This window comes from Bradyrhizobium monzae, assembly GCF_021458635.1.
Lineage (GTDB): Bacteria > Pseudomonadota > Alphaproteobacteria > Rhizobiales > Xanthobacteraceae > Bradyrhizobium.
Genome location: NZ_JAIRDQ010000004.1, coordinates 509,334 through 533,569, shown reverse-complemented (window position 1 = coordinate 533,569; position 24,236 = coordinate 509,334). Strand labels below are relative to the sequence as shown.

Sequence of the window (24,236 nt, the reverse complement as noted above, 5' to 3'; positions counted from 1 at the left end):
CGAACAATCTCGGGGCGGTTCAGGAGTAACAGAAGGTGCTGAGCCCGGACGAACTCGAACGCTATGCCCGTCATATCGTCTTGCGCGATGTCGGCGGTCCCGGCCAGGCTGCGCTGAAGCGGGCCTCTGCGCTGGTGATCGGCGCCGGCGGGCTCGGCGCGCCTGCGTTGATGTATCTGGCAGCGGCCGGCATCGGCACGCTCGGCGTCGTCGATGACGACGTCGTGTCGCTGTCCAACCTTCAGCGCCAGGTCATCCATACCACGCCTGACATCGGCCGGCACAAGGTCGAGAGCGCGGCCGAGCGGATTACGGCGCTCAATCCGCATGTGCGCTTTGTCGGCCACGCCACCTGGCTCAATGCCGACAATGCGCTCTCGCTGATCGGCGACTACGACCTCGTGCTCGACGGTTCCGACAATTTCTCGACGCGCTATCTGGTCTCGGATGCCTGCTTCTTTGCGAAGCGGCCGCTGATATCAGCGGCGCTCGGCACTTTCGACGGCTCGCTCACCACCATCCGCGCGCATGAGACAAACGAGCGGGGCGAATTCAACCCGACCTATCGCTGTCTGTTTCCAGAGGCGCCCCCGCCCGGCACCGTACCGGCCTGCGCCGAGGCCGGCGTCATGGGCGCGCTTGCGGGCGTCATGGGCTCGATGATGGCGCTGGAGGCGATTCGCGAGATCGTCGGTTTCGGCGACGGCCTGGTCGGCCGCCTCCTGATGATCGATGCGCGCGCGATGCGCTTCGAGACATTGCGTTACGCGCGCGATCCGGCCAATCCGCTCAATGGCGATGGGCCGGTCATGACTGACCTCAGTGCCCATCGCACCTGATTGCAACAGTTACGCGGTGGCCGGCTTCTCGCTGTCGAGATGCGCCATCTGCTCGGCCGCATAGCGCGTGCCGGCGGCAACATTCGGCGGGAAGGCTTTTGCCAGCGCGGTCAGCTGAGCCGGCGTCAGCGTCACCCTGGTCGCACCCAGCGCTTCGCTGAGACGGGTGCGGGTTCTCGCGCCGATCAAAGGCACGATCTCCTTGCCCTGCGCGGCGACCCAGGCGATCGCGACCTGTGCCGGCGTTGCGCCGATCTCGGCGGCGATCGCGCGCAGCTGCTCCACCAGCGCGAGATTGGCATCGAGATTCGCGCCCTGGAAGCGCGGTGTCATCAGCCGGTAGTCGCGGCCAGTCTTGCCGGACTCCTTTGACCAATGGCCGCTGATCAGGCCGCGCGCCAGCACGCCATAAGCGGTGATGGCGATGCCGAGCTCGCGGCAGGTGTTCAGGATGTCGCGCTCGATGCCGCGTTCGATCAGCGAATATTCGATCTGGAGGTCGGCGATCGGATGCACCGCGTGCGCGCGGCGGATGGTGTCGGAGCCGACCTCGGACAGGCCGATATGCCTGACGTAACCGGCCTTCACGAGATCGGCGATGCCACCGATCGTTTCCTCGATCGGCACGGAGGGATCGAGCCGCGCCGGCCGGTAGACGTCGATGTAGTCGGTGCCGAGGCGTTGCAGCGAATAGGCCAGAAAATTCTTGGTCGCGGCCGGCCGCGTGTCCATTCCGATGAAGTCACCGGCGGGACCGCGCAGCGCGCCATACTTCACGCTGATCTGCACCTTTTCGCGCGCGACATTTTTAAGTGCCTCGCGCACCAGCATCTCGTTGTGACCCATGGCGTAGAAATCGCCGGTGTCGAGCAGCGTGATGCCGGCATCGAGCGCGGCGTGAACCGTGGCGATGCTCTCGCCGCGATCGGCGGGGCCGTAGACCTCTGACATGCCCATGCAGCCGAGGCCCAGGGCGGAGACATTGGGGCCGGTCGAACCGAGTTTACGCTGTTCCATGATGGCTCTCCTCGAAAAGCTGGCGGCTGATGGCGCCGCGTGACGAGACCAGATATGCGCCTTCCCGATTGCGCCGATAAGCTGGACAATCCGGAATAACTTGTTCACGCTGGCGAACAATGATCGATCTCGACCTGCGCGATCTCGACGCCTTCGTGGCCGTTGCCCGAACCCGCAATTTCCGGAGGGCGGCGGTCGAAATTCGCGTGTCGGTGTCGAGCCTTAGCCAGCGATTGCGGGATCTGGAGGAGCGCCTCGGCGTCCGCCTGATGAACCGCACCACCCGCAGTGTCGCGCTGACCGAGGCGGGTGAGCTGTTGCTATCGCGGGTGGCGCCGGCCTTGCGCGACGTCGGCGATGCCCTGGATCAGGTCCGGGGCCTGCGCGAGGTCGCCTCTGGCCGCCTGCGCATCAACGCGCCACCGCCGGCGGTCGATTTGGTGCTGGCGCCGATGGTCGGACCGTTTCTCGCTGCCCATCCGCAGGTCGATCTCGACATCGTCTCGGAGAGTGGTTTCGTCGATATCGTGGGCGGGGGCTACGATGCCGGTGTGCGCTATGGCGAGCATCTCGCGCAGGACATGGTAGCGATCCCGCTGAGCGGTCCGCAAAGCTATGTCGTCGTCGCGTCGCCGGCCTACCTCGCGCGACGCGGCTGGCCGGAGCATCCGAAGGATCTGCTCGCGCACGATTGTATCCGCGCCCGCTATTCGAGCGGCGTCATGCACGATCTGGAGTTCGAGAAAGCCGGCCAGGTCGTGAAGGTCGATCCGCCGGCAAAACTGATCTCGACCAATATGGGCCTTGCGATGCGCGCCGCGCTCGACGGCGCCGGCATCTGGGCAACGCTCGATGGCTATGTCGGTGATGCCCTGAAATCCGGTGCGCTGGTCAGCCTGATGGAGGATTGGTGCGAGCCGTTTCCGGGCCCGTTCCTGTACTACCCCAGCCGCCGCCAGCCGCCGCCCGCTTTGCGCGCCTTCATCGATTTCGTCGCCGACTGGCGCAAGCGCAGCAAATAAAACTCAGAGCATGCTCGGCAGCACGCGATCCGGCGGCTTGTGCGCATCGAGGAAGGTGCGGATGTTGATAATCACCTTCTCGCCCATCTCGACGCGGCCTTCGATCGTGGCTGAGCCCATATGCGGCATCAGCGTCACCTTGCCGGCCCTCGCGAGACGTACCAGCTTTGGGTTGACCGCCGGCTCGTGCTCGTAGACGTCGAGGCCGGCGCCGCCGATCTCGCCGCCTTCGATCAGCTTGATCAGCGTGTCTTCGTCGGTCACCCCGCCGCGCGCGGTGTTGACGATGTAGGCGTCCTTGCGGATCAGCTTCAGCCGTCGCGCCGACAGCAGGTGATAAGTCGCCGGCGTGTGCGGACAGTTCACGGAGATGATGTCCATCCGCGCCAGCATCTGGTCGAGGCTTTCCCAATAGGTCGCACCAAGCTCTTCGGCGATCTTCGGCGCGACGGGACGGCGGTTGTGATAGTGGATCTGCAAGCCGAAGGCGCGGGCGCGGCGCGCGACGGCCTGGCCGATGCGGCCCATCCCGATGATGCCGAGGCGCTTTCCGCCGATACGGTGGCCGAGCATCCAGGTCGGCGACCAGCCTGCCCAGGGTTTTCCCTCCGTCAGCACCGAAGCGCCTTCGATCATCCGGCGCGGCACGGCCAGGATCAGCGCCATGGTCATGTCGGCGGTGTCTTCGGTCAGAACCTTTGGCGTGTTGGTAACCGTGATGCCGCGGGCATGCGCGGCTTCGACGTCGATATTGTCGACACCGTTGCCGAAATTGGCGATCAGGCGCAGCCTGCAGTCGGGCTGATTGACGATGTCGGCGCTGATGTGATCGGTGACCGTCGGAACCAGGATGTCGGCGGTACGAGCCGCTTCCGCGAGCTGTTCGGCCGACATCGGCGAATCGTCGAGATTGATGCGTGCGTCGAACAGTTCGCGCATCCGGGTCTCGATCGAGTCCGGGAGCTTGCGCGTCACCACGACGAGGGGCTTTTTCTTCACCGACATGTCCTGCCCTCATGAGGCGTTGCAGACCGCCTCTGTCGCCAAAGGCCGGCCGTTGAGGCCTCATTAACCCGGTTGTCCGACACTGTCTTTGCCGTGTCGTCCCCGGCGTTTCCTTCAAGCTTTCCTCCCCACTTTCCGGCCGGAAAATCGGGGCAAACGGGTTGTTCAGATGTCCGTCCTCTCTAGCAGAAGGCCGGGCCAAGACAAGAACCACGGGTTTGGCTTGGGGAACACCGCGCGTGGCGCGGGAACGGGGTCTACAGGGCAGGCTTTGGATTTGGGGTGAGGACCGGGCTCAGGCCGAGGTCTTCGACAGGAGACGGGTTGATGGCGTTGGGGCGTTTTTGTTCGGTGATGGCGCTCGTTTGCACCTGGTTGAGCGCATCGGTCAGCCCCGGGCACTCCGCCAAGGACAACACCCCTCAGACGGCCAGCGGCCTTCCGGTGCCGCGTTATGTCAGCCTCAAATCGGATCATGTGAATGTCCGCGCCGGCCCGACCAAGGACAATGACGTGGCCTGGGTCTACACCCGTTCCGGCCTGCCGGTTGAAATCACCGCCGAGTTCGAGAACTGGCGCCGGGTGCGTGATTCCGAGGGCGCCGAGGGCTGGGTCTATCATTCGCTGCTGTCGGGCCGCCGCACTGCGGTGGTCACCATGAAGCACAAGGACGAACTCGCGCCGATCTATGACCGCGCCGATGCCGACAGTGCGGTGGCCGCAAAACTCCAGGCGGGCGTCGTCACGCAGGTGAAAAAGTGCACCACAAGCTGGTGCCACGTCACCGGCAACGGCTTTGACGGCTGGATCCAGCAGGAGCGCCTTTGGGGCGTGTACTCGGACGAGCAGGTGAACTGACCCGAAGGGCGAGTTGCAATCTCAGCCCGTCATGCCCGGGCATCCACGAGCTTCTTGCTGGCCAAAAACGTGGATGGCCGGGACAAGCCCGGCCATGACGACAAACTCAGAAATTCAGGACGATCTCAGCGCTTCTTGCGCAGGCGCACGACCATGTCGATGCGCGCGATCTCGTAGCCTTCCGGCACCTCCGGCATCTTGGACAGCGCCAGATGCGGATCCTCGATATCGACCAGCTCGTGGCTGTTCTCGAGGTAGTAATGGTGATGGGTCGTGACGTTGGTGTCGAAATAGGTCTTGGTGCCGTCGACGCTGACCTGACGCAGCAGGCCGGCATCGGTCAGCTGGTTCAGCGTGTTGTAGACGGTCGCGAGCGAAACCGGGACCTTGGCCAGCGTCGCTTCCTCGTAGAGCATTTCGGCCGTGAGGTGGCGTGCACCCTTGCCGAACAGCAGCCAGCCCAGAGCCATGCGCTGGCGCGTCGGGCGCAGGCCGGCAGACTGGAGCATTTCATTGACGTCGTGCCAGGGGCAGCCGGTCAGGGCCGGCTGGCGGCCGGACAGAAGGGCCGCCGCATGGGCTTCTTCGTCGTGATGAGTGGCGTTGTTTTCGTTCATTTCCAGAATTCGGGCACGCGTGAACACTATCTATCTGCAATATATGGACAGATAGATGCAGATGCAAGTTTCTCGCAACTAGAGTGGTTCTAATCAACGGAGGAACCGAGCCGTGTCCCGGTCATTTTACCTTCATGGGACAGCTTTGCCACCCGAAAAGGCCTGTGTTAGAGAGCCCGCGGTTCCGCTTAGCCGATCGCGGCGCGGCCAGGCATTGAGGCCAGGTTCGCAAGTCCATCCGGGCTCTCGGCATTCGCGCCTGACGACGGCAATTGGCGTTGCTTTCCGAATGAAAACGGGGCCCATTTTCGCCAGAAACGCCGCTCAATCGGGGTTCAAACAGAGGCTTCCATGCTGAACGGGCGCAACGGTTACGAATACGAAGATCTGCTGGCATGTGGCCGCGGCGAGATGTTCGGCCCGGGCAATGCCCAGCTGCCGTTGCCGCCGATGCTCATGTTCGACCGCATCACGGAAATTAGCGATAATGGCGGCGAGTACGGCAAGGGCGTGGTACGCGCCGAGCTCGACGTGAAATCCGACCTCTGGTTCTTCGGCTGCCACTTCAAGAACGATCCCGTGATGCCCGGCTGCCTCGGCCTCGATGCGCTGTGGCAAATGGTCGGCTTTTATCTGGGCTGGACCGGAGGCGAAGGTCGCGGCCGTGCGCTCGGCTTGAACGAATTGAAGTTCAGCGGCCAAGTGCTGCCCGAGGCCCGCAAGGTTGTGTACAACGTCGATATCAAGCGCGTGATGCGTTCAAAGCTCGTGCTCGGCATTGCCGACGGATGGCTTTCGGTCGACGACCAGATTATTTATCGCGCGAAGGATCTGAAGGTCGGCCTGTTCAAGCAGGGCACGAGCCTGAGCTAACGCGCATCACCAAGAAGACAACGATATAGGGCGAGGCTGTCATGAGGCGGGTTGTGGTCACCGGGATGGGTATCGTCTCGTCGATCGGAAACAACACCCAGGAAGTGCTTGCGAGCCTTCACGAGGCGAAGTCTGGCATTTCTCGGGCTGAGAAATATGCCGAGCTTGGCTTCCGGTCGCAGGTGCAGGGTGCGCCGACGCTCGATCCTTCGACGGTGGTCGACCGCCGCGCGATGCGCTTCCTCGGCCAGGGCGCGGCGTGGAATCATGTCGCGATGGAGCAGGCGATCCAGGACTCCGGTCTGTCGCCTGACGAAGTCTCCAACATCCGCACCGGCATCATCATGGGCTCCGGCGGCCCCTCGGCGCGCACCATCGTCGAGTCCGCCGACATCACCCGCACCAAGGGACCGAAGCGCGTCGGTCCGTTCGCAGTGCCGAAGGCGATGTCGTCCACGGCGTCGGCGACGCTCGCGACCTGGTTCAAGATCAAGGGCGTGAACTATTCGATCTCCTCGGCCTGCGCGACGTCGAACCACTGCGTCGGCAATGCCTATGAGACGATCCAGATCGGCAAGCAGGACGTCGTCTTCGCCGGCGGTTGCGAAGAGCTCGACTGGTCGCTGTCGGTGCTGTTCGACGCCATGGGCGCGATGTCCTCGAAGTACAACGACACGCCCGCCACCGCCTCGCGTCCCTACGACGTCAACCGCGACGGTTTTGTCATCGCCGGCGGCGCGGGAGTCCTCGTGCTGGAAGAGCTCGAGCACGCCAAGGCGCGCGGCGCGCGCATCTACGGCGAGATCGTCGGCTATGGCGCGACCTCGGACGGCTACGACATGGTCGCGCCGTCAGGTGAAGGCGCCGAGCGCTGCATGCGCATGGCGATGTCGACGGTGAAGACCAAGGTCGACTACATCAATCCGCACGCGACCTCGACGCCGGCAGGTGATCCGCCGGAAATCGACGCGCTCCGCCGCGTGTTCGGCGCCGGCGAGAAGTGCCCGCCGATCTCGGCGACCAAGGCGCTGACCGGTCACTCGCTGGGCGCGACCGGCGTGCAGGAGGCGATCTATTCGCTGCTGATGATGAACAACGGTTTCATCTGCGAAAGCGCGCACATCCAGGAGCTCGATCCCGTGTTCGCCGACATGCCGATCGTGCGCAAGCGCATGGACAACGTCAAAATCGGTACCGTGCTGTCGAACTCCTTCGGCTTCGGCGGCACCAACGCCACCCTGGTGTTCAGCCGGCTGGATGTGTGACGCCACTGTTGGCGCACTGTTGATTTTCTCGTCATGGCCGGGCTTGTCCCGGCCATCCACGTCTTAGCTTCTAGCTCTGATAGGCGTGACGAAAGCGGAGATTAATCGCGAGATGGAAGGTTTGATGAAAGGCAAGCGCGGTCTGATCATGGGCATCGCCAATGATCATTCGATCGCCTGGGGCATGGCGAAGACGCTGCATGCCCATGGTGCCGAGCTCGCCTTCACCTTCCAGGGCGAAGCCCTCGGCAAGCGCGTCAAGCCGCTGGCAGACTCGCTTGGCGTGGAATTGGTGCTGCCTTGCGACGTCGAGGACATAGCCAGCGTCGATGCCACGTTTGACGTCCTGCGCGAAAAGTGGGGCAAGCTCGATTTCGTGATCCACGCGATCGGCTTTGCCGACAAGAACGAGCTGAAGGGCCGCTACGCCGACACCAGCCGCGAGAATTTTTCGCGCACCATGGTGATCTCCTGCTTCTCGTTCACGGAGGTCGCAAAACGCGCCGCCGAGCTGATGACGGAGGGCGGCAGCATGATCACGCTGACCTTCGGCGCCTCGGAGCGGTCGATGCCGAACTACAACGTCATGGGCGTGGCCAAGGCGGCGCTGGAAGCCTCGGTGCGCTATCTCGCTTCCGATTTCGGGCCGCGCGGCATCCGCGTCAACGCGATCTCCGCCGGCCCCATCCGCACGCTCGCCGGCTCCGGCATCGGCGAGGCGCGCGCGATGTTTGCCTTCATGCAAAAGCACTCGCCGCTCCGCCGCGGCGTCACGCTCGATGAGCTCGGTGGCTCGGCGCTGTATCTGCTGTCGGATCTCTCCGGCGGCGTGACCGGCGAAATCCACTATGTCGATTCCGGCTACAACATCGTCCTGATGCCGAGGCCGGACGATTTGAAGACGCCGGACTAACCCGCCGCGATGCTCTCCGCGCGCTGGAACGCCGGCCGCGCCATGCAACGCGCGATATAGGCATCGAAGGCGGGGCGTGACGGCACCATCTTGAACAGGCGCACTGCGAAATTCAGGCCTGAGCCGATTGTGATGTCGGCCGCAGAAAATTCCTCGCCGAGAATCCACGGCCCCTTTTCGAGCGCCGCCTCCAGCACGTCGAACACCTGTGTCGCGCTACCCCAGGCCGCGGTCGAAGTGGGCACCTCGATCTTGGTGAAGATCTGGATGATCGCGGGTTCGATGCAGCTCGGTGAAAAGAACAGCCATTGCAGATATCGCGCGCGGCGCGGATCGGTCACGGCCGGCGCGAGCTTCGTCTCGGGATAGCGGTCGGCGATATAGGCGCAGATCGCGGCGGCTTCACCGAGCGCGGCATCGCCATCGGCCAGCGCCGGCACCTTGCCCATCGGATTGACCTTCAAATAGTCCGGCGCCTTTTGTGCGCCCGTCGAAATGTCGGTCAGCACGCGCTCATAAGGAAGCCCGCTCTCTTCCATCAGCCAGAGCGTCGAAAACGAACGCGAGCGGGGCGACCAATAGAGCTTGATCATGGGAGCGGACCTTTCATTGGCGAGAGGCGAGGAGGGGCGGATTCATGCCGCTTCTGCATCGCATCCGCAATGCACTACGCTCTGTTCCGACTCAGTCTTCCTTGAGATAGCCGGGTAGGCCCCGGTCGAGCCTGTCCGCGACGAGTGCCCGCGTCCTCTCGCGCAGCGCCGCATTGGACGAAGCTGCCGCGGGTGGATCTGGGAATAACGAGTTGTCGAGCTTGGTAAGCGGGTCTTCGGTCAGTCGCATGCTTGCAGCAAAGTTGGCGCCAAAATTCACAAAGGGGCGCTTGATCTCCTCGTAGCTGCGGCCGTCGACCAGCGTAATCGCAACATTGGCGAAAAGATGCGAGTGGCGGAGGATGCCGCCGATGCCCTGATTGTAGGTGCCGATGCCTTTCAGCTCCATGTGCGTGTTCGGCAGCTCCGCCTTGAAGGTCGTTGCGACAAGATAGCGCTCGCAATTCGCATTCGCGGTGAAGCTCCGCACAATCACCGGCAGGCGCTCTCCTGGATCGCGGATCAGGAAGGTTTTCGGATTATAGAAGGGCTCGAAGACGCCCTTGGGATAGGCAATCCTGCGCACTGCAGGATCGTTGTTCGTTGCCGCGCGCACCCGCGCAAAGACGAGATCATCGAGACCCCAGTCGATTGGGATCTCGCTTGCCTCATTCTCGAAGATCGTGAGGCCAAATTTCTGTACCGAGTAATGGTCTCCGATCACCGAGATCACGCCGAGCCGGCACGGGCCGCTCTCCACCGCGACCGGCTGCTTCGCAACCGGCTTGGCTTTCGGCGCCGCCTTCTTGGCAGCCGGTTTTGCCGGTGCGGGAGGTGCGGTGGTTGGGGGAGGGGTTTGCGCGACTGCCGAGCTCAAAAGGGACAGTAGCGCGATCAGCGAGACAGCAATTCGAAGCATGGATTCCGGGGGATCAGCAGCAGGAAGTTGTCGGACGCGCCACACTAGGGTGGGATCGCGACAACCGCAAGCTGCGTCCCGAACTCGGTGCCTACCCGGCGGGCCGCATCCACCGGTAGTACTTCATCATGAATCCATTCGACGGTTCGACCTCTTCCTTCTCGAACACAAAGCCCTCGCGCTCGTACCAGCGCCAGGCCTTTTCGTTCTCGCGGACGCAGCGCAAGTACATTTCCTCCGGCATCTTCGTGCGCGTGAAGGCGAGCACTTCCGGCCGAGCGATTGCCCCTGATAAGCGGGCCCGACGAACAGCATCGAGATAGAGCTTTGGCAGATGCAGCGCGAGCATCGCGGCGATGGTGCCGTTGTCGTCGGCGACGAACAGGCTCCAGCCGTTCTCCATCTCGCGCCGGATGCGCGCCCGCAGGTTTGCCAGCAGGAATTCGCTGGCCTCGGCGAGCCCGGTCGAGACCCAGCTCTCCATCCAGACACGGCCGATCTCGTCATATTCGTCGGCGCGGGCGGGGCGGATGATCAGATCAGGCATTGGCACTCCCAGCTCGGTGTGTCCGCTGTGCGCGGGAAGTCACGTCAATGATCCCGGCTGTCTCGGAAAATTCCCGCTTCAACCCCGCTGGCCGCGCAAAGCCTGCCGCGGGCGCTCCTTGCCGGCCGACAGACACACCACCTCGGAGATCTGCAGCAGCTGCCGCGCCAGGGGGCTGGTCTTGCGCCAGACCATGCCGATGGTGCGCGAGGGCTCGGGGTCGCGGAATCGCGACAGCGAGACCGAGGCCGATCGCGTCTCCACCGACACCGCCATCTCCGGAATCAGGGTGACGCCGATGCCGGCACTGACCATCTGGACCAGCGTCGACAGCGAATTCGCGTCCAGCATCTCGCGCGGTGGCGCCGACTGCATGTTGCAGAACGACAGCGCCTGGTCGCGGAAACAATGTCCCTCCTCGAGCAGCAACAGCCGCATCTCGCGCATCATCTCGCGCGACGGCACCGGCGTGCCCGCGTCCGTGCCCGGCCGCACCAGCAAAAACTTTTCCTCGAACAAAGCGACCTCGGTGAGCGAGGGTTCGGAGACCGGCAGCGCAACGATGGCGGTGTCGAGCCGGCCCTCGACCAGTTCCTGGATCAGCCGTGGCGTCATGGTTTCGCGCACCCGGACGTCGAGCTCGGGATGCAGGCGCGTGAGGTTCTTGGTGATCTTGGGCAGGAGATAAGGCGCGATCGTCGGGATCATGCCGATGCGCAGGCGGCCCGCAAAACGGTCCTGCGAGGCGCGCGCGAAATCGCCGAGCTCGTCGACCGAGCGCAGGATGTCACGGACGCGTTGTGCGAGTTCCTCGCCAAACCGGGTCAGCGCGACTTGGCGCGCGCTGCGCTCCAGCAGCAGCCCGCCGAGCGCTTCTTCCAGTTCCTTGATCTGCATCGACAGCGCCGGCTGCGAGATGGAACAGGACTCCGCAGCGCGGCCGAAATGACCATGGCGGGCCAGCGCGTCGAAATATCGCAGTTGGCGCAGGGTCACGTTGATCATCAGAAAATCCTATCGCAGCGATCACTAAAGTCAACTTCCCCTGATCGAACGCGACGCCTAGAGTGGTTCGACCTGGTCAATGGCGCGAGTGCGACGCCACCAGAGGAGGTATTCATGGACGACTCTTCGAAGTGCCCGTTTTCGGGCGGAAAACCCACGCCGGTGAACCGCGACTGGTGGCCCACCCAGCTCAGCATCGACATGCTGCACAAGAATTCCGGCCTGTCCGATCCGATGGGCAAGGCGTTCGACTACGCCAAGGAGTTCAAGACCCTCGACCTGAACGCGGTCATCAAGGACCTGACCGCCTTGATGACGGATTCGCAGGAATGGTGGCCCGCCGATTTCGGTCACTACGGCGGTCTGATGATCCGCATGGCCTGGCATAGCGCGGGTACCTACCGCATCACCGACGGCCGCGGCGGCGCCGGTGCCGGTCAGCAGCGTTTCGCTCCGCTCAACAGCTGGCCTGACAACGCCAACCTCGACAAGGCGCGCCGGCTGCTCTGGCCGGTCAAGCAGAAATACGGCCGCAAGATTTCCTGGGCCGATCTGATGGTGCTCGCCGGCAACGTCGCGCTGGAGTCGATGGGCTTCAAGACGTTCGGCTTTGCCGGTGGTCGCGCCGACGTCTGGGAGCCGGAAGAGCTCTATTGGGGTCCCGAAGGCACGTGGCTCGGCGATGAGCGCTACAGCGGCGAACGCCAGCTCGCCGAGCCGCTCGGCGCTGTGCAGATGGGTCTCATCTACGTCAATCCGGAAGGCCCGAACGGCAAGCCTGATCCGGTTGCTGCGGCCAAGGACATCCGCGAGACCTTCTTCCGCATGGCGATGAACGACGAAGAGACCGTCGCGCTGATCGCCGGCGGCCACTCTTTCGGCAAGACCCACGGCGCGGGCGATCCGTCGCTGGTCGGCCCGGAGCCGGAAGCGGGCGCGCTGGAAGATCAGGGCCTCGGCTGGAAGAGCAAGCACGCGTCGGGCATCGCGGGTGATTCCATCACCAGCGGTCTCGAGGTGACGTGGACGACGACGCCGACGAAGTGGAGCAACAATTTCTTCGAGAACCTGTTCAACTACGAATGGGAGCTGACGAAGAGCCCGGGCGGTGCGAACCAGTGGACCGCCAAGGGGGCTGACGCGATCATTCCGGATCCGTTCGACAAGTCGAAGAAGCATCGGCCGACGATGCTGACGACCGACCTCTCGCTGCGCATGGATCCGGCCTATGAGAAGATCTCGCGCCGCTTCCTCGAAAACCCCGACCAGTTCGCGGACGCCTTCGCCCGCGCCTGGTTCAAGCTCACCCACCGCGACATGGGTCCGATCGTACGTTATCTCGGCCCGCTGGTGCCGAAGGAAACGCTGATCTGGCAGGATCCGATCCCGGCCGTGAACCACGAGCTGGTCAACGATCAGGACGTGGCTGCGCTGAAGTCGAAGATCCTGGCTTCAGGTCTTTCGGTGTCCGAGCTGGTCTCGACCGCCTGGGCGTCGGCCTCGACGTTCCGCGGCTCGGACAAGCGCGGCGGCGCCAACGGCGCGCGCATCCGTCTTGCCCCGCAGAAGGACTGGGAGGTGAACCAGCCGGCTCAGCTCTCCAAGGTGCTCGGCAAGCTCGAAGCGATCCAGAAGGACTTCAACGCGACGGCCGGCGCCAAGAAGGTCTCGATCGCCGACCTGATCGTGCTCGGCGGCACCGCCGCGGTCGAGAAGGCTGCCAAGGATGCCGGCGTCGATGTGAAGGTTGGCTTCACCCCGGGCCGCATGGATGCTTCGCAGGAGCAGACCGATGCCGCCTCCTTCGCACCGCTGGAGCCGCGGGTCGATGGCTTCCGAAACTACATCGGCAAGAAGCATCAGTTCCTGCAGCAGGAAGAAGCTCTCGTCGATCGCGCGCAGCTTTTGAAGCTCTCGGGCCCCGAACTGACGGTGCTCGTCGGCGGCCTGCGCGTGCTCGGTGCCAATGCGAACGGTTCGAAGGCCGGCGTCTTCACCGCGAAGGTGGGCACGCTCTCCAACGACTACTTCGTGAACCTGCTCGACATGAGCACGCAGTGGACGCCGGTTGCTGACGGCTCCTACGAGGGTCGCGACCGCAAGACCAATGCGGTGAAGTGGACCGGCACGCGCGCCGATCTGATCTTCGGCTCGCACTCGCAGCTCCGCGCCTTCGCCGAGGTCTATGCCGCATCGGATGCGAAGCAGCAGTTCGTGCAGGACTTTGCCAAGGCCTGGACCAAGGTGATGAACCTCGATCGGTTCGACCTCGCGGCCTGACGCCCGCGCACAGCCAGCGACAAACAAAAAGGGCGGCCGCGAGGCCGCCCTTCGTGTTTCTGACGTGGCTAAAGCGATTACTCGCCGGCCGCTTCGCGCGGGGCTTTCTCGCCGTCGCCGCCCTTGCCTTCGAGGTCTTCGCCGGTGGTCTGGTCGACGACCTTCATCGAGAGGCGGGTCTTGCCGCGATCGTCGAAGCCGAGCAGCTTGACCTTGACCTTGTCGCCTTCCTTGACGACGTCGGAGGTCTTCTGCACGCGCGCCGAGGCGAGCTGGCTGATGTGGACGAGACCGTCCTTGGAGCCGAAGAAGTTCACGAAGGCGCCGAACTCCATCACCTTGACGACGGTGCCGTCATAGATCTGGCCGACTTCCGGATCGGATGCGATCGACTTGATCCACTTGATCGCGGCCTTCATCGCCTCGCCGTCGCTGGAGGCGACCTTCACGGTGCCGTCGTCCTCGATGTTGACCTTGGCGCCGGTCTTCTCGACGATCTCGCGGATCACCTTGCCGCCGGTGCCGATCACTTCGCGGATCTTGTCGGTGGCGATCTTGAAGGTCTCGATGCGCGGCGCGTATTCGCCGAGCTCGGCGCGGGCGTTGGTGAGCGCCTTCGCCATCTCGCCGAGGATGTGGATACGCCCATCCTTGGCCTGGCCGAGCGCGACCTTCATGATCTCTTCGGTGATGCCCTCGATCTTGATGTCCATCTGGAGCGAGGTGATGCCCTGCTCCGTGCCGGCGACCTTGAAGTCCATGTCGCCGAGATGGTCTTCGTCACCGAGGATGTCCGAGAGAACCGCGAAGCGCTTGTCTTCGAGGATCAGGCCCATCGCGATGCCCGCGGTCGGCCGCTTCAACGGCACGCCGGCATCCATCAGAGCGAGTGAGGCGCCGCACACCGAAGCCATCGACGAGGAGCCATTGGACTCGGTGATCTCGGAGACCACGCGGATCGTGTACGGGAACTCGTGATGCGGCGGCAGCACCGGGTGGATCGCGCGCCAGGCAAGCTTGCCGTGGCCGATCTCGCGGCGCTTGGTGCCGCCGAGGCGACCGGTCTCACCGACCGAGTAGGGAGGGAAGTTGTAGTGCAGCAGGAACGTCTCCTTGTACGTTCCCGACAGCGCGTCGATGTACTGCTCGTCCTCGCCGGTGCCGAGCGTGGTCACGACCAGGCCCTGGGTCTCGCCGCGGGTGAACAGCGCCGAGCCGTGAGCGCGGGGCAGCACGCCGACTTCGGCGATGATGTTGCGCACGGTCTTGGAGTCACGGCCGTCGATGCGCTTGCCGGTGTCGAGGATATTCCAGCGAACGATCTTCGCCTCGAGCTCCTTGAACACGGCGCCGATGCGCAGCTTGTCGTATTTCGGCTCCTGCCCTTCGGGGAAGTAGTGGGCGATCACCTTTTCCTTGACCTTGCCGACCGCGGCGTAGCGATCCTGCTTGACCGGAATGGCGTAGGCGGAGCGCAGCTCCTGCTCGACGATGCCGAGCATTTCCTTCTCGAGCGCGGAATTGTCGATGACGGTGACTTCGCGCGGCTCCTTGGCGGCCTTCTCGGCGAGCTCGATGATCGCGTTGATGACCGGCTGGAAGTGGCGGTGACCGAACATCACCGCGCCGAGCATGATGTCTTCGTTCAGTTCCTTGGCTTCCGATTCCACCATCAGCACGGCGTCGGCGGTGCCGGCGACGACCAGGTCGAGCTGGGTGTCGACCATCTCGTCGAGCGTCGGGTTGAGGATGAACTCGTCATTGGCGAAGCCGACGCGGGCTGCGCCGATCGGGCCCTTGAACGGCGCGCCGGACAGGGTCAGTGCGGCCGAGGAGGCCACCAGCGCGACGATGTCGGGATCGTTCTCCATGTCGTGCGACAGCACGGTGGCGATCACCTGGGTCTCGTTGCGCCAGCCGTCGACGAATAGCGGACGGATCGGACGGTCGATCAGGCGGGAGACCAGCGTCTCCTTCTCGGTCGGACGGCCCTCGCGCTTGAAATAGCCGCCGGGAATGCGGCCAGCTGCGTAGGTCTTTTCCTGGTAGTCGACGGTCAGCGGCAGGAAGTCGACGCCTTCACGCGGCGACTTCGCCGCGACGACGGTAGCGAGCACCACGGTCTCGCCATAGGTGGCGAGGACGGCGCCGTCGGCCTGGCGTGCGATCTTGCCGGTTTCGAGCTTGAGAGGGCGTCCGCCCCAGTCGATCTCGACTGTATGCTTATTGAACATAGAGGTTCTTCTTTCATGGTTTCTCGAAAGAAGGGACGGCTCGAAAAACAAAAACCATGTCAAGATTGCAGGACGCTGATCGGAGCGGGTGATCAGCGTCCTGCGATCCTGCCATGGTCTTTGGATGTCGGATGGCGTCCATCCTTTCGGGTCATACGGGCGCCTTGCCCGTTGCGCCCAGCCGCCGGATTGCTGCTGGACTGTCAGTCGGCACGCGCGCGAACACCGAACCGCGGTCTTCGCTCATCATGCCCCCGATGCGTAGCATCACTGGCCCGCACCGAACGTACGCCTGAGCCTCGAACAAAAACCTTAAACCAAGCGCTTTCGCTCGAAATCACGCGCAAAAACGCGCGCCGGTGGCGCGCGCAAGAACTCTTAACGACGAATGTTGTGCTTCTCGAGCAGCGCCTTGTAGCGCGCCTCGTCCCTCTTCTTGAGGTAGTCGAGGAGCGAACGGCGGGTCGAGACCAGCTTCAAGAGGCCACGACGCGAATGGTTGTCCTTCACGTGGGTCTTGAAATGGGCGGTCAGGTTGGTGATGCGTTCCGACAAGATCGCGACCTGAACTTCCGGCGAGCCGGTGTCGCCGACCTTGTTGGCATTCGTCTTGATGACTTCCGCTTTGCGTTCTGCGGCAATCGACATCGTCAATTTCTCTCGTTGCGACCGGTTGAGGCAGTCAAGCCGGTCAGGTTGAACACACGCTTGGGGATGATTTCGCCATTGCCAACTTCAGCAAGCGCCAAAAGACGGCCTGCTACCGTGACATAGACTGTGCCGCTACTTGTGGGCGCATCCCGTCCGCGCAACAAAACGGCTTGGCCCCGATGGAGCCTTGCCGCATCAGCCCGAGTGACGGCCAGTGCCGGGATGTCGTCCAGCGCGGTCTCAACGGGCATCAGCGCGTCGGCGAGGCTTCTCTCGCCGGACGCGGCTCTATCGCATAAAGCCTCCAGCTGATCCAGCGGAATCATGTCGTTTTCGCCAAACGGGCCGACCAGGGTCCGCCGAAGCGCGCAGATATGGCCAAAAGTACCCAAAATCCGGCCCATATCGCGGGCGAGCGCGCGGACATAGGTGCCCTTGCCGCACTCGGCCTCGAACACGGCCCGATCGTTATCCGGTTGATCCACAAGAGTTAAATGGTGAATTTCGACCGGGCGGGGCGCCAGTTCCACGACCTCGCCGTCGCGCGCAAGGTCATAGGCCCGCTCGCCCTGGACCTTGATCGCCGAATAGCGCGGCGGAACCTGCTCGATCACACCGGTAAACCGCGGCAGCAGGGCTTCGATGGCCTCTCGGGTCGGACGCTGGTCCGAGGTCGCGGTGACCTGGCCCTCGATATCGTCGGTGTCGCGCTCCTGGCCCCAGCACACGGTGAAGCGGTAGCGCTTGCGGCCGTCCATGACGAAGGGAACCGTCTTGGTGGCTTCGCCGAGCGCAATCGGAAGACCGCCCGAGGCGAGCGGGTCGAGCGTGCCGGCGTGGCCCGCGCGCTTGGCATTGAACAGACGCTTGAGCACGGCGACGGCCTGCGTCGAGGTCATCCCGATCGGCTTGTCGAGCACGACCCAGCCGTGCACGTCACGCCGGTCGCGGCGCGGCTGATTGCCCTTCTGCTTGCCCGCGCGCGGATCGTTGTTGACGCGACGCGCCTCCTGATGCGGCTGAGCATTGCCGCCGACATCTGCAAAATTATTTTGCTGCATGTCGCGCGTGTCGGCTTCTTCGCTGCCGATCGTGCCGTGAGCCGGGTCCATCATCATTGTTCTTCTTCCCGATCCGAGTCCGGATTCTGTTCCAGGTCCTTCTGCACCGCAGGTGTTCGCAAAAGCTTCTCGATCCGTTCCGCTTCGTCGAATCGCTCGTCGACGCGGAAGCGAAGGTCAGGTGCAAATTTCAGGTTAACGCGCCGCGCGACTTCGCCGCGCAGGAATTTCTTGTTGCGATCGAGCGCAGCGATGACGAGCTCGGTGTCACGGCCACCAAGCGGCATCACGTAGATTGTGGCGAGCTTCAGGTCGGGCGACATCCGCACCTCCGGCACGGTGATGATGTGACCTTCGAGGTGCGCATCATGCACGCTGCCTTGCGCCAGAATCTCGGCTATCGCGTGGCGAACCTGCTCGCCGACGCGCAGCTGACGCTGCGAGCCACCGGGCGCGGAACTTTTTTTCTGATGATGGCGGGGCATAGTCGAAAATCACCTTGTCGTGCCCGCGTTTGGGACACGAGCATTGTCATTTGTCCTGTTGAAACGAATGTGGCGCGGATGGCCGGAAAAATCCGGCCATCGCACTCCCGCAATTTCAGCTCAAAAAGATCCAGGCGCTTCGATAAGATTTGGACTTACAGGGAGCGCTGGATCGTCTCTACGCGATAACACTCGATCACGTCACCGGCACGCATGTCGTGATAGTTCTCGAAGGCCATGCCGCATTCCTGACCGGACTGGACTTCCTTCACTTCGTCCTTGAAGCGCTTCAGCGTCGACAGCTTGCCTTCGTGCACGACGACGTTGTCGCGGATCAGGCGCACATTGGCGCCGCGTTCCACGGTGCCGTCGGTGACGCGGCAGCCGGCAACCTTGCCGACCTTGGAGATGTTGAAGATCTCCAGGATCGAAGCATTGCCCAGCATGGTTTCGCGCAAGGTCGGCGCGAGCAGACCGCTCATCGCCTTCTTCACGTCGTCCACGAGGTCGTAGATGATGTTGTAGTAGCGGATCTCGATGCCGTTGCGCTTGGCGGCCGCGGCAGCTTCCTTGTTCGCACGAACCGAGAAGCCGATGATCGCAGCGTTGAAGCCTTCCGCGAGCGTGACGTCGGACTCAGAGATGCCGCCGACGCCTGCATGCAGGATGCGGGCGGCGACTTCGTCGGTGCCGAGCTTCTCCAGCGAGCCGAGGATCGCTTCCAGCGAGCCCTGCACGTCGGCCTTGATGATCAGCGGGAATTCCTTGCGGCCCGCCGTCTTCAGCTGCGACATCATCTGCTCGAGCGAACCGCGCATGCCGGAGATCGAGGCTGCCGCGTTCTCGCGCTTCTGATGCGCGCGGTAGCTCGTGACCTGGCGGGCGCGGGCTTCGTTCTCGACGACGGCGAGGCGATCGCCGGCCTCCGGCGGTCCGTTGAAGCCGAGCACCTCGACCGGCACCGAGGGGCCTGCTTCCTGCACCGTCTCGCCCTGGTCCGAGATCAGCGCGCGGACGCGACCCATCTCGGCGCCGGCGACGATGATGTCGCCGACACGGAGCGTGCCGCGCTGGACCAGCACGGTCGCGACCGGACCACGGCCGCGATCGAGCTTGGCTTCGATCACGGTACCTTCGGCCGGACGCTCCGAATTGGTCTTCAGGTCGAGGATGTCGGCCTGCAGCGCGATCATCTCGAGCAGCTTGTCGAGATTGGTCTTGTTCTTGGCGGAGACTTCGACGTCGACGACGTCGCCGCCGAAGGATTCCACCTGCACTTCGTGCTGGAGCAGCTCGGTGCGGACGCGCTCGGGCTTGGCGTCGGGCTTGTCGATCTTGTTGATCGCAACGATGATCGGCACCCGCGCCGCCTTGGCGTGGTTGATGGCTTCAACCGTCTGCGGCATGACGCCGTCATCGGCCGCCACCACCAGCACGACGATATCGGTGACCTTGGCGCCGCGGGCGCGCATCGCGGTGAACGCGGCGTGGCCGGGCGTGTCGATGAAGGTGATCTTCTTGCCGCTCTCGGGCGACAGCACCTGATAGGCACCGATATGCTGGGTGATGCCGCCGGCTTCGCCGGACACCACGTTGGCATGGCGGAGGGCGTCGAGCAGCGAGGTCTTGCCGTGGTCGACGTGACCCATCACGGTCACCACAGGCGAGCGCGTCTCGGTGTCGGTGGAATCGTCGATGGCGTCGAACAGGCCTTCTTCAACGTCGGACGCGGCAACGCGCTTGACGGTGTGGCCGAGCTCTTCGGCGATCAGCTGCGCGGTGTCGGCATCGATCACGTCGGTGATCTTGTGCATCGCGCCCTGCTTCATCAGCATGCGGATGACATCGACCGCGCGCTCGGCCATGCGGTTGGCGAGTTCCTGGATGGTGATCGCTTCAGGAATGACCACCTCGCGGATCAGCTTCTCCTTCGGCTCGTTCGAGACGTGGCCCTTCAGGCGCTGGGTGCGGCGGCGGAACGAGGCGATCGAGCGCTCGCGCACTTCGTCGGCATTGAGCGCGGTGACGACGGTCAGTCGGCCGCGCTCCTTCTGCGGGCCAGGCTTGTGGGTCGGCTTGGGCGCCACCACAGGGCGCGCCGCGCCGCCGGGACCGCGACGGATCTGGCGCGGACCGTCGTCCTCGTCCGGTCCGGCCGCGACACCGGGGGCACGAGCCGCCGGGACACCCGGCCGCGGCGCGGTCGTTGCCGCGCGAGCGGTCGTCGTCGCTCCCGGTCGCGTCGTGGTCGGCGCGGGACGCGGAGCGCCGGTCGCCGGGGCGGCTGCCGCGGGACGCGCGGCCGATGCCGCCTGCTCGCCTTCACCAAAACGCTTCTTGGCTTCGGTCTCGGCCTTGCGCTTGGCCTCGTCCTCGTGACGGTGACGCTCTTCTTCGGCCTTGCGGCGGGATTCGGCAGCTTCGCGCTCGGCGCGTTCGGCGGCCTCGCGAACGGTGCGGCGCTGGGCCTCTTCCTCGGCCTGGCGGCGTTCCTCGACTTCGCGCACTTTGGCGTCGGCGAGCGCGCTGGCGCGAGCGGAACGTTCGTCCTCGGTCAGCGTCCGCAGCACGACGCCGGAGCCGGCGTTGCGCGGCGGCGCCGGGCGTGACGGGGCGGGCGCAGGTGCAGCGGGCGCCGGCTTCGCAACCACCGTGGGCGCCTGCGGCTCAGGGCTGCCGTCGATACGGCGCTTGCCGCGCTTCTCGACCACGACCTGCTTGCTGCGGCCATGGCTGAAGCTCTGGCGCACAGTGCCCGTTTCGACGCGCGGCTTGAGCGATAGCGTCTTGCTCGGAACGCTCAGCTTCTTGTCGTCAGGGGTCTTGGTATCAACCATTCAGCAGTCCTAATCCTGATTTGTCAGTGTTGTGCGTTGCCGCACCGTCTTATTGGGTCGTCGTTATCTTCAGAAATCCTGGCCGGGCTTTTCGGCAGTCTTGTCAGCGTCCGCCATCCGGTATCGGACCAGCATCTGGCTACGTGACAGGAATGACTTGCTCGCCGGGCCCGCGAGCAGGGCAGCATGTATCACATTTGACCGGGTAAGTGCCAAATCCAATTCTATCGATTTCAGGGCCGTGACGACGGGAATCGGCGGCTGGGAGCCGCGATTTCCGTCATTTTGACGCGCCAGCGTGTCCAATTTGCGGATTCCGTCCGCGGCCCCGTCGCTGGCATGGATCAGGACCTCGACCGTGCCTCCCCGCAGGGCGCTTTCGACCTTGCCGAAGCCGGCAACGATCTGGCCCGCCTTGGCGGCAATCCCAAGGGCTTCGGTCACGCTCCGAACCAGGAGCGCATCGATGTCGGTGGGAAGCGTCTGGGGAATGCGCAAGTCGCGCTTGAAGGCCTTGGTAAATTGGTGACGACGAACGGCTTCCGCAACCACCTGTCGCGATGCCGTGACCCACATGCCCCGGCCGGGCAGCTTGCGCTTGAGATCGGGAACTATGTCGCCTTGCGGCGATACGACGAAGCGGATCAGCTCGTCGATCGGCCGGATCTCGCGACTGACCGCGCACATGCGCATGGTGGCGGACCTTTCGGTCCGCGGCCCATGGTCAAGTTCGGGGTCAGTATCGGTGAGCATCCGGGCGACATTCTCCTTGCCCTTAAGCCGGCTGATCTTCGGTCGCTTCAGCCTCTTCGGGCTTGGCGAGGTCAGCCTCGGTGATCCAGCCGGCCTTGACGCGGGCCTGCATGATCATGGCTTCCGCATCGTCGCGGGAGACGCCGAGGCCGTCGAGCGCACCGGCGAATTTGGTCTGCTCGCCGCCTTCCTTGCGCTCGGTCCAGCCGACCAGATCGTCGGTGGCGCAGCCGGCGAGATCCTCGACCGACTTGATGTCGTTCTCGCCGAACTTCACCAGCATCTTCGAGGTCACGCCGGGCACGTCCTTCACGGCGTCCTCGACGCCGAGTTCCTTGCGGCGGGCCTCGATCTCGGCTTCCTGCTGATCGAGATATTCGCGGGCGCGGTTCTGGAGCTCCTGCGCTGTCTCTTCGTCGAAACCCTCGATCCCGGCGAGCTCCTTGAGGTCCACCATCGCGAGTTCCTCGACCGAGGTGAAGCCCTCGGACGCGAGCAGCTGGCCGACCACCTCGTCGACATTGAGCGATTCCATGAAGACGCGGGTGGAGTTCTCGAAGTCGGCCTGGCGGCGCTCCGATTCCTCCTGCTCGGTCAGGATGTCGATGTCCCAGCCGGTGAGCTGCGAGGCGAGACGGACGTTCTGGCCGCGCCGGCCGATCGCCAGCGAAAGCTGGTTATTGGTGTCGGGCACCACGACCTCGATGCGCTCGCGGTCTTCGTCGATGACGACCTTGGAGACTTCAGCCGGCGCCAGCGCGTTGACCACGAAGGTTGCAATGTCGGGCGACCAGGGAATGATGTCGATCTTCTCGCCCTGCAGTTCGTTCACGACGGCCTGCACGCGCGAGCCGCGCATACCGACGCAGGCGCCGACCGGATCGACCGAGGAATCGCGGGAAATCACGCCGATCTTCGCGCGCGAGCCCGGATCGCGGGCGACCGCCTTGATCTCGACGATGCCGTCATAGATCTCAGGCACTTCCTGGGCGAACAGCTTCGCCATGAACTGCGGATGGGTGCGGGACAGGAAGATCTGCGGACCGCGGGTCTCGCGGCGGACGTCGAAGATGTAGGCGCGGACGCGGTCGCCGTTGCGGAACACTTCGCGCGGCAGCATCTCGTCGCGGCGGATGATGGCTTCACCGCGGCCGAGATCGACGATCACGCTGCCATATTCGACGCGCTTGACGACGCCGTTGACGATGTCGCCGATGCGGTCCTTGAATTCCTGATATTGCCGGTCGCGCTCGGCCTCGCGCACCTTCTGCACGATCACCTGCTTGGCCGATTGCGCGGCGATGCGGCCGTATTCCAGCGGCGGCAGGGTGTCGGCGATGGTGTCGCCAACCTGGGCGCCGGGATTGGCGCGCTGCGCGTCGACCAGCGAAATCTGGTTGGAGTGGTTTTCGACCTTGTCGACGACCAGCATGTGGCGCGACAGCCGCAGCTCGCCCTTCTTCGGGTCGATCTCGGCGTGAACGTCAGTCTCGCTGCCGTAGCGGGCCCGCGCCGCCTTGGCGATGGCATCTTCCATCGCCGCGATGACGATGCCGCGGTCGATCGATTTCTCGCGGGCGACGGCGTCGGCGATCTGGAGCAATTCAAGTCGATTGGCGCTGACTGCCATGGCTAGTCTCCTTCGTCAGGCTCGATCTCGCCGCGCCGCGCACGTTCGGCAGCAAGGCGATGCTTCTTTGTATTGGTCGGGGCCGGCTTCTTTTGCGGCTTGGTGTTCTTGGTGGTCTTCGCGCTGATCTCCGCGTGCGGTGCCGGCGGCGGCGCGATGCCGAGATCGCGGCGCATCTGGCGCTCCTCGGCCTTGCCGCGGCGCATGGATTCCGCGATCAGCTCGTCGGTCAGGACCAGCCGCGCCTCGCCGATATCTTCCATGGTCAGGAGCACGTCGGCATCGGCGTCCGCCTTGGCATCGTCGCGATGCAGATGCACGCGATCACCTTCGACGGCACCGAGGGTGCCACGGAACCGCTTGCGCCCCTCATGGGCGACCGCCATGTCGATCTTCACCAGATGGCCGGAATAGCGCTCGAAATCGGAGCGGCGCACCAGCGGACGGTCGATCCCCGGCGATGAGATCTCCAGCCGATAGGCGCGATCGATGGGGTCGGCGACGTCGAGCACGGGCGACAGGGCTCGCGAGATCGCCTCGCAATCCTCGAGCTGCATCGAGCCGTCCGGCCGCTCGGCCATGATCTGCACGGTGCAGCCGGCGTCGCCGGAGATGCGGATCCGCACCAGCCGGTAACCCATGCCCTCGAGCACGGGAGCCGCGACCGCAGACACCCGCGCCGCCGCGCCCGGCTCGACCACGAGCCTCGGCTCGGCCAGCAACTCGGCCTCGGTGGAACCAGTGTTCGGTTCGGTCATATCAGGGGTCAAGGCGCTCGATAGTCTCGATGGTTAAGGCTTGGTCAAAACGTCGAAGCCCGCTTCGGAACTTT

Annotated in this window: 21 protein-coding genes and 1 pseudogene; 7 read left to right on the top strand and 15 right to left on the bottom strand. The window is 64.2% G+C overall.

From position 1 onward, the window contains the following. The first annotated feature begins 35 nt into the window (after window positions 1–35). The gene (locus K3F49_RS18835) at window positions 36–839 is read left to right on the top strand and encodes a HesA/MoeB/ThiF family protein (RefSeq protein ID WP_234682438.1); all 804 of its coding nucleotides are present in this window, start codon (window positions 36–38) and stop codon (window positions 837–839) included. 9 nt (window positions 840–848) lie between these two features. On the opposite strand, the gene K3F49_RS18830 is transcribed toward K3F49_RS18835, so the two are convergent. After that, a complete protein-coding gene (locus tag K3F49_RS18830) occupies window positions 849–1,856 on the bottom strand; it encodes an aldo/keto reductase (RefSeq protein WP_234682437.1) in 1,008 nt (335 codons plus the stop codon). A gap of 119 nt (window positions 1,857–1,975) precedes the next feature. Between K3F49_RS18830 and K3F49_RS18825 the strand changes: the two genes are divergently transcribed. Beyond that, window positions 1,976–2,878 (top strand): LysR family transcriptional regulator, encoded by a 903-nt coding sequence (locus K3F49_RS18825; protein ID WP_234682436.1) that lies wholly within the window; start codon window positions 1,976–1,978, stop codon window positions 2,876–2,878. A gap of 3 nt (window positions 2,879–2,881) precedes the next feature. On the opposite strand, the gene K3F49_RS18820 is transcribed toward K3F49_RS18825, so the two are convergent. Beyond that, a complete protein-coding gene (locus tag K3F49_RS18820) occupies window positions 2,882–3,883 on the bottom strand; it encodes a 2-hydroxyacid dehydrogenase (RefSeq protein ID WP_234682435.1) in 1,002 nt (333 codons plus the stop codon). Between the two features lie 327 nt (window positions 3,884–4,210). Here K3F49_RS18820 and K3F49_RS18815 point away from each other — a divergent pair, with 327 nt between their 5' ends. Continuing rightward, a complete protein-coding gene (locus K3F49_RS18815; RefSeq protein ID WP_234682434.1) occupies window positions 4,211–4,741 on the top strand; it encodes an SH3 domain-containing protein in 531 nt (176 codons plus the stop codon). 125 nt (window positions 4,742–4,866) lie between these two features. Here K3F49_RS18815 and irrA read toward each other — a convergent pair whose 3' ends face one another. Then, entirely contained in the window at window positions 4,867–5,358 is a 492-nt protein-coding gene (gene irrA / locus K3F49_RS18810) for an iron response transcriptional regulator IrrA (RefSeq protein ID WP_234682433.1), read from the bottom strand. A 351-nt stretch (window positions 5,359–5,709) separates the two neighbouring features. On the opposite strand from irrA, the gene fabA reads away from it, so the two are divergent. The 3 genes from fabA (at window position 5,710) to fabI (ending at window position 8,409) form a co-directional block, all read left to right on the top strand. After that, window positions 5,710–6,231 (top strand): bifunctional 3-hydroxydecanoyl-ACP dehydratase/trans-2-decenoyl-ACP isomerase, encoded by a 522-nt coding sequence (gene fabA / locus K3F49_RS18805; protein ID WP_234682432.1) that lies wholly within the window; start codon window positions 5,710–5,712, stop codon window positions 6,229–6,231. Window positions 6,232–6,272: 41 nt separating this feature from the next. Next, complete coding sequence (fabB, locus tag K3F49_RS18800) at window positions 6,273–7,496, top strand: beta-ketoacyl-ACP synthase I (RefSeq protein WP_234682431.1); 1,224 nt, start codon at window positions 6,273–6,275, stop codon at window positions 7,494–7,496. A 112-nt stretch (window positions 7,497–7,608) separates the two neighbouring features. Continuing rightward, window positions 7,609–8,409 carry an enoyl-ACP reductase FabI gene (gene fabI / locus K3F49_RS18795; protein WP_234682430.1) on the top strand — a complete coding sequence of 267 codons (801 nt, stop codon included), beginning with the start codon at window positions 7,609–7,611 and terminating at the stop codon, window positions 8,407–8,409. Here the strand turns inward: fabI and K3F49_RS18790 are convergent. The 4 genes and pseudogenes from K3F49_RS18790 to K3F49_RS18775 form a co-directional block, all read right to left on the bottom strand. After that, window positions 8,406–9,002, bottom strand: coding sequence for a glutathione S-transferase family protein (locus K3F49_RS18790; RefSeq protein ID WP_234682429.1), 597 nt, complete (start codon window positions 9,000–9,002; stop codon window positions 8,406–8,408). The two genes, fabI and K3F49_RS18790, sit on opposite strands and share 4 nt — an antisense overlap. 91 nt (window positions 9,003–9,093) lie before the next feature. After that, window positions 9,094–9,921: a hypothetical protein gene (locus K3F49_RS18785; protein WP_234682428.1), complete on the bottom strand. Its 828-nt coding sequence runs from the start codon at window positions 9,919–9,921 to the stop codon at window positions 9,094–9,096. Window positions 9,922–10,012: 91 nt separating this feature from the next. Next, window positions 10,013–10,468, bottom strand: a pseudogene (locus K3F49_RS18780) (N-acetyltransferase family protein). A gap of 78 nt (window positions 10,469–10,546) precedes the next feature. Then, complete coding sequence (locus tag K3F49_RS18775; RefSeq protein ID WP_234682427.1) at window positions 10,547–11,473, bottom strand: hydrogen peroxide-inducible genes activator; 927 nt, start codon at window positions 11,471–11,473, stop codon at window positions 10,547–10,549. Between the two features lie 114 nt (window positions 11,474–11,587). Here K3F49_RS18775 and katG point away from each other — a divergent pair, with 114 nt between their 5' ends. Further along, window positions 11,588–13,753 carry a catalase/peroxidase HPI gene (katG, locus tag K3F49_RS18770; protein ID WP_234682426.1) on the top strand — a complete coding sequence of 722 codons (2,166 nt, stop codon included), beginning with the start codon at window positions 11,588–11,590 and terminating at the stop codon, window positions 13,751–13,753. 77 nt (window positions 13,754–13,830) lie between these two features. Here katG and pnp read toward each other — a convergent pair whose 3' ends face one another. From pnp to rimP, 8 genes are all read right to left on the bottom strand, one after another. Beyond that, complete coding sequence (pnp, locus tag K3F49_RS18765) at window positions 13,831–15,987, bottom strand: polyribonucleotide nucleotidyltransferase (RefSeq protein ID WP_234682425.1); 2,157 nt, start codon at window positions 15,985–15,987, stop codon at window positions 13,831–13,833. A gap of 378 nt (window positions 15,988–16,365) precedes the next feature. Further along, window positions 16,366–16,635: a 30S ribosomal protein S15 gene (gene rpsO / locus K3F49_RS18760; protein ID WP_234682424.1), complete on the bottom strand. Its 270-nt coding sequence runs from the start codon at window positions 16,633–16,635 to the stop codon at window positions 16,366–16,368. 2 nt (window positions 16,636–16,637) lie between these two features. Then, the gene (truB, locus tag K3F49_RS18755; RefSeq protein WP_234682423.1) at window positions 16,638–17,756 is read right to left on the bottom strand and encodes a tRNA pseudouridine(55) synthase TruB; all 1,119 of its coding nucleotides are present in this window, start codon (window positions 17,754–17,756) and stop codon (window positions 16,638–16,640) included. Then, a complete protein-coding gene (gene rbfA, locus K3F49_RS18750) occupies window positions 17,753–18,184 on the bottom strand; it encodes a 30S ribosome-binding factor RbfA (RefSeq protein WP_234682422.1) in 432 nt (143 codons plus the stop codon). The genes truB and rbfA overlap by 4 nt, the downstream gene beginning before the upstream one ends. Before the next feature lie 155 nt (window positions 18,185–18,339). Beyond that, complete coding sequence (gene infB, locus K3F49_RS18745; protein ID WP_234682421.1) at window positions 18,340–21,021, bottom strand: translation initiation factor IF-2; 2,682 nt, start codon at window positions 21,019–21,021, stop codon at window positions 18,340–18,342. A 69-nt stretch (window positions 21,022–21,090) separates the two neighbouring features. Continuing rightward, window positions 21,091–21,774, bottom strand: coding sequence for an RNA-binding protein (locus K3F49_RS18740; RefSeq protein WP_234682420.1), 684 nt, complete (start codon window positions 21,772–21,774; stop codon window positions 21,091–21,093). A gap of 22 nt (window positions 21,775–21,796) precedes the next feature. Beyond that, window positions 21,797–23,404, bottom strand: a complete 1,608-nt coding sequence (gene nusA, locus K3F49_RS18735; RefSeq protein WP_234682419.1) for a transcription termination factor NusA — start codon at window positions 23,402–23,404, stop codon at window positions 21,797–21,799. 2 nt (window positions 23,405–23,406) lie between these two features. Continuing rightward, a complete protein-coding gene (gene rimP, locus K3F49_RS18730) occupies window positions 23,407–24,162 on the bottom strand; it encodes a ribosome maturation factor RimP (RefSeq protein WP_234682418.1) in 756 nt (251 codons plus the stop codon). Between the last annotated feature and the right edge of the window lie 74 nt (window positions 24,163–24,236).

Bases quoted from the DNA above. Each gene is read 5' to 3' on its own strand.
- K3F49_RS18775 (WP_234682427.1), bottom strand. From the start codon at position 11,473: ATGATCAACGTGACCCTGCGCCAACTGCGATATTTCGACGCGCTGGCC.
- irrA (WP_234682433.1), bottom strand. From the start codon at position 5,358: ATGAACGAAAACAACGCCACTCATCACGACGAAGAAGCCCATGCGGCG.
- rpsO (WP_234682424.1), bottom strand. From the start codon at position 16,635: ATGTCGATTGCCGCAGAACGCAAAGCGGAAGTCATCAAGACGAATGCC.
- fabB (WP_234682431.1), top strand. From the start codon at position 6,273: ATGAGGCGGGTTGTGGTCACCGGGATGGGTATCGTCTCGTCGATCGGA.
- K3F49_RS18740 (WP_234682420.1), bottom strand. From the start codon at position 21,774: ATGCTCACCGATACTGACCCCGAACTTGACCATGGGCCGCGGACCGAA.
- K3F49_RS18785 (WP_234682428.1), bottom strand. From the start codon at position 9,921: ATGCTTCGAATTGCTGTCTCGCTGATCGCGCTACTGTCCCTTTTGAGC.
- K3F49_RS18820 (WP_234682435.1), bottom strand. From the start codon at position 3,883: ATGTCGGTGAAGAAAAAGCCCCTCGTCGTGGTGACGCGCAAGCTCCCG.
- K3F49_RS18830 (WP_234682437.1), bottom strand. From the start codon at position 1,856: ATGGAACAGCGTAAACTCGGTTCGACCGGCCCCAATGTCTCCGCCCTG.
- katG (WP_234682426.1), top strand. From the start codon at position 11,588: ATGGACGACTCTTCGAAGTGCCCGTTTTCGGGCGGAAAACCCACGCCG.
- fabA (WP_234682432.1), top strand. From the start codon at position 5,710: ATGCTGAACGGGCGCAACGGTTACGAATACGAAGATCTGCTGGCATGT.
- pnp (WP_234682425.1), bottom strand. From the start codon at position 15,987: ATGTTCAATAAGCATACAGTCGAGATCGACTGGGGCGGACGCCCTCTC.
- nusA (WP_234682419.1), bottom strand. From the start codon at position 23,404: ATGGCAGTCAGCGCCAATCGACTTGAATTGCTCCAGATCGCCGACGCC.
- rimP (WP_234682418.1), bottom strand. From the start codon at position 24,162: ATGACCGAACCGAACACTGGTTCCACCGAGGCCGAGTTGCTGGCCGAG.
- infB (WP_234682421.1), bottom strand. From the start codon at position 21,021: ATGGTTGATACCAAGACCCCTGACGACAAGAAGCTGAGCGTTCCGAGC.
- fabI (WP_234682430.1), top strand. From the start codon at position 7,609: ATGGAAGGTTTGATGAAAGGCAAGCGCGGTCTGATCATGGGCATCGCC.
- K3F49_RS18825 (WP_234682436.1), top strand. From the start codon at position 1,976: ATGATCGATCTCGACCTGCGCGATCTCGACGCCTTCGTGGCCGTTGCC.
- K3F49_RS18815 (WP_234682434.1), top strand. From the start codon at position 4,211: ATGGCGTTGGGGCGTTTTTGTTCGGTGATGGCGCTCGTTTGCACCTGG.
- rbfA (WP_234682422.1), bottom strand. From the start codon at position 18,184: ATGCCCCGCCATCATCAGAAAAAAAGTTCCGCGCCCGGTGGCTCGCAG.
- K3F49_RS18790 (WP_234682429.1), bottom strand. From the start codon at position 9,002: ATGATCAAGCTCTATTGGTCGCCCCGCTCGCGTTCGTTTTCGACGCTC.
- truB (WP_234682423.1), bottom strand. From the start codon at position 17,756: ATGATGATGGACCCGGCTCACGGCACGATCGGCAGCGAAGAAGCCGAC.